Consider the following 4,191-nt stretch of genomic DNA (forward strand, 5'->3'; position numbering starts at 1 on the left):
AATTCCTTGTTAGTAAATAACGAAATATAACTTCTATTTTTAAACGGGATTTAGTATAAGATAAATTTCTATTCAGGAGGTTTTTATGAGAAAAGGCATATTATCAAAATTTATAATATTAATGGGGTTTTTATTTAGTTTTGCTTTAAATGCTGGAAATAAGGAGAATTTTAATAATTTTGAAAAGTTTTCAGCCAGAATGTCAAATAATCCAGATTATATCAGTTATGAGATAATTTCAGGAAACGGAAATAAATATCCTGTTCAGCTGAATGTTGGAAATTATCTGGCTTTTATGCCTTCAAGATATGCTGCGGTCAATGTTTATGAATTTTTATCTGATACTTTGAAAAAAGATTTTAAAATTATAAAGGTAAATAAAAAAGGAAAAATAACAGATCAATCTAAAATTATAAAATATTCTTCAAATGATTTTTTTCTAAACTATAAAGACAATGTAGATTTTGAGAAAGCTGAACTAAAGTCGCTAGGAATGGTGTTTGCAGGAGTAAAAAATGTAGGAACAGGAGAATACAAAATAACTGCTTATGGGAACAAGGGAATTTCTGGAGGAATTGACAGTAAAGGGCTAAATTGGTTAAACTTGGCATTTATTCCCACAAATTCAGCATTTTATATAAAAATGACAGGCGATAAAAATTTGGTGTGGAGTCCAAATCGTGATTATAACAGTATTCAATATACATTTTCAGTTGAGAATGGAAAAGTAGTGGCTGTGGATAAAAAAGGAAAACATTATTTAACTATTTATCAAAAAGATAACTCTTTATTTGTAGATATGGCGAAATATAATCTTGAATTTCGTGTAAATCAGAATGAAAATCAATTAGAATACTGGATAAATCATAAATTAAAATATGTGGAAAAATATCAGATTATGTAAAAATCTAGTATTTTTAGATACTTGAAATATAATTTTTTTATTTTAATAAATCGACGGAGCTTTTATTTATTCAGCTACGATTCTTTGATGACTGGAAAGAGGAGTTTCGGAATTGAGCAAGTAAAAGTCGGAGTCTAGCCATAGGTTATTGCGTAGCAATCTTGACACGATTTTAATTATTAGTATAAATATTTACTGCAAGATAAGGATTATCGGCAATGAGCAATCCTGCAAAAGAGGGGATTTTACTCCCCTGCCATTTCTTTAGACTTTTTTGTACATGCCTTAACGGCTTCCATTATAGTTCCTCTAAATTTACCATCTTCTAGCACTTTTAAAGCAGCAATTGTAGTTCCTCCTGGAGAAGTTACCTCATCTTTCAAAACTCCTGGATGTTTTTTTGTTTCAAGCATCATTTTAGCTGAACCTAAAACCGTTTGAGCAATGATTTCATAAGCCTTATCCCTTGGCATTCCTTCCAGTACCCCGCCATCCGCAAGAGCTTCCATAAATACATAAACATAGGCTGGTAAAGAGCCACTAATTCCTGTATATACATGCATAAGTTTTTCCTCAATTTCAATACTTTTTCCAAAACTATTCAACAATTTAAAAATCATACTTTTTTCATTTTCCTGAATATTATGATTAAAAGAAACTGCCGTCATTCCTTCCATCACTTGAGCAGGTGTATTTGGCATAGTTCTAATAACTTTTTTGTCAGTTCCAATGATATTTTCAATAAAATCAATGCTAATTCCAGCGGCAATTGATAAAACAATAGTTTTTTCTGTCAAGTCACCTTTTATTTTATCCAGTACTTTTGGAATAATATTTGGTTTTACAGAAAGGATGAGAATATCGCTTTCTTTTACAAGTTCGTTTTCATTTTCTGCTTTTTTTACACCATACTCTTTTGATAATTCTTCAATTTTTTCCTTGTTTAAATCAAAAATAGCTATATTTTTATTTTCAAGAAAGTTTGAAGATGTAACGCCTTTTAATATAGAGCTTCCCATATTTCCTGCTCCAATAATTCCTAATTTCATTAAATTTTTCTCCTTATTCTGATATCAAAAAAATTATTCTAGAAATTTTAAAATTCTAATTTAAATACACACTATTTGCTATTTCTAAAAATTTTTGCACTTCTTTTATAGATAGTTTCGTTATTTCCTAATTTTAGATTTGTAAGGCATGCTGCTACAAAGAAATAGTCAGAAAGTCTATTGATATATTGAAGTCCAACTTTATTTATTCCTTCATTTGCTTCAATTACAGCAATCATTTTTCGTTCCAAGTTACGAGTGCTTGTTCGCATAAGATGAAACATGCTTGACATTCTGCTTCCTCCAGGAATTACAAAACATTCTAATTTAGGCAATTGTGGAATATATTCATCCATTCTTTCCTCAAGCCATTTTACATCATCAATTGTTTGCTTATATTCTCGTAATCCATCAGGAGTGGCAAGGTCACTTCCACAGTCAAAAAGCTGTTGCTGTATATTTTCACATTCTTCACGTATCTTTCCAAGTACATCATTCAACTTTTCATCTTCACGAATTTCAGCAATAATTACTCCAAGTAATGAACAAACTTCATCCATCGTTCCATACGCTTCTACTCTAACATGAGTCTTGCTAACTCTTTGTCCTCCATAAAGTCTTGTAAAACCTTCATCACCATATTTTGTGTATATTTTCATAAATATCAACTTCCTTTTCTTGATTTTTAATAAAGTTTATAAATAATTTATTAATAAGTTTCGCACTTTTTCTAAATATCTCAATTTTTTAATTAAAAATTTCAAAAATCCCTTTAAATATCGTATTTTTCCAATAATCCCACTACCTCAATATGCCCAGTCTGCGGGAACATATCCACAGGAGTAACTTTTGTTAATACATACCCATTTTCAGCCAAAATCTTCACATCTCGTGCAAAAGTGGCAGGATTGCAGGAAATATAGACAATTTTTTCAATTTTGTTCTTTACAACACTCTTTAATGCTGACTCTTCGATTCCTCGTCTTGGCGGGTCAAAAACTATTGCTCCGACATCTTCTCTCTTCAAAATTTTTGGGAGTTCCTTCTCGACTTTTCCATTTACAAATTCTACATTTTGAATGGAGTTTTCATAAGAAGTCAGTTTTGCAGCAAGTGTTGAACTTTCCACACTTTCAATTCCAATAACCTTTTTTATGTTTTTTGAAAGCATCATTGCAATGGTTCCAGTCCCTGAAAATGCGTCAATTACTGTTTTTTCGTAGATTTTATCAATATTTTTATTTTCTTCATTCAAAAAGTTTATTGCAACATCATAAAGTTTTAGTGCCTGTTTTTTATTAATTTGGAAAAATGAATTTGGATAAATCTTGAATTTTAATCCTTCCATTTCCTCTTCCAAATACTGGCTTCCAAATAAATGGACATTTTTACCTAAAATTACGTTATTCTGTTCAGTTTTTACAGAAATATAGATGGATTTTATGCAGTCATTTTCATCATACATTTCTTCCAGTACTTTTGAAAGCTGATTATACTGCGAATTTTTATTTACGACAACAACTATCATAACTTCATCTTTTTCATTATTTCTAACCATTATCTGCTTCAAAAATCCAGTATTATTAACTTCATTAAAAACTTTAAATTCCTTTTTTGTACCTGCGAAACTATTTACTTTCTGCAAAAATTTATCAATAATTATTTTGGCAATTTCTGACTTTAGAAGACTTTCTTTAGCTGAAAATACATTGTGGGACTTTCTTGAATAAAATCCTGTCTGAATAATTCCATTCTTTTTGAAAAATGGTTCAGCTGTCTTGTTTCTATAATTAATTTTTTTATCACTTCCAATAATTTTGCTAATTTTTACCTTTTTCAAATCAATTTCAGCAATCTTTGTCAACACTTCTTCAAGCATTTTATCTTTATATTCAAGCTGTTTCTCATATTTAAGCATTCCAAAATCACAGCCATCAAAATCCTCAAAACTAATTTTGGACAAATCCTCAATCCTGTCCTTTGATGGTTCAATTATCCTAGTTATAAGCCCTCTTGCATACGACTTTTTCACCGAGATAATCTCCACTTCCAATTTATCTCCTGGCACACTCATCGGTACAAATACTGTAAACCCATCAACTCTTCCAAGTCCTTCTCCACCAAACACTATTTTTTCTATTTCAATTTCCAGTTTTTGCCCAACTTCATAATTATTTTTTATTTTATTCATCTTATTCCTTTTTTATTTTAAATATTCTAAAATATTTTTCAATTGTA

The 4,191-nt window shown here is 29.8% G+C and carries 4 protein-coding genes; 1 reads left to right on the forward strand and 3 read right to left on the reverse strand.

Features of this window, described 5'->3' with window-relative positions; translation table 11 throughout:
- Positions 1-85 precede the first annotated feature (85 nt).
- Positions 86-904 (forward strand): oligoendopeptidase, encoded by an 819-nt coding sequence (locus Q0370_RS02365; RefSeq protein WP_299571601.1) that lies wholly within the window; start codon positions 86-88, stop codon positions 902-904.
- Positions 905-1,149: 245 nt separating this feature from the next.
- Here the strand turns inward: Q0370_RS02365 and proC are convergent, their stop codons facing one another.
- The 3 genes from proC to rlmD form a co-directional block, all read right to left on the reverse strand.
- Positions 1,150-1,953 carry a pyrroline-5-carboxylate reductase gene (proC, locus tag Q0370_RS02370; RefSeq protein ID WP_299571605.1) on the reverse strand — a complete coding sequence of 268 codons (804 nt, stop codon included), beginning with the start codon at positions 1,951-1,953 and terminating at the stop codon, positions 1,150-1,152.
- Between the two features lie 71 nt (positions 1,954-2,024).
- Complete coding sequence (locus tag Q0370_RS02375) at positions 2,025-2,612, reverse strand: cob(I)yrinic acid a,c-diamide adenosyltransferase (protein ID WP_299571608.1); 588 nt, start codon at positions 2,610-2,612, stop codon at positions 2,025-2,027.
- 113 nt (positions 2,613-2,725) lie between these two features.
- Positions 2,726-4,144, reverse strand: a complete 1,419-nt coding sequence (rlmD, locus tag Q0370_RS02380) for a 23S rRNA (uracil(1939)-C(5))-methyltransferase RlmD (RefSeq protein ID WP_299571611.1) — start codon at positions 4,142-4,144, stop codon at positions 2,726-2,728.
- Between the last annotated feature and the right edge of the window lie 47 nt (positions 4,145-4,191).

The organism is uncultured Leptotrichia sp. (assembly GCF_938036635.1).
GTDB lineage: Bacteria > Fusobacteriota > Fusobacteriia > Fusobacteriales > Leptotrichiaceae > Leptotrichia > Leptotrichia hongkongensis.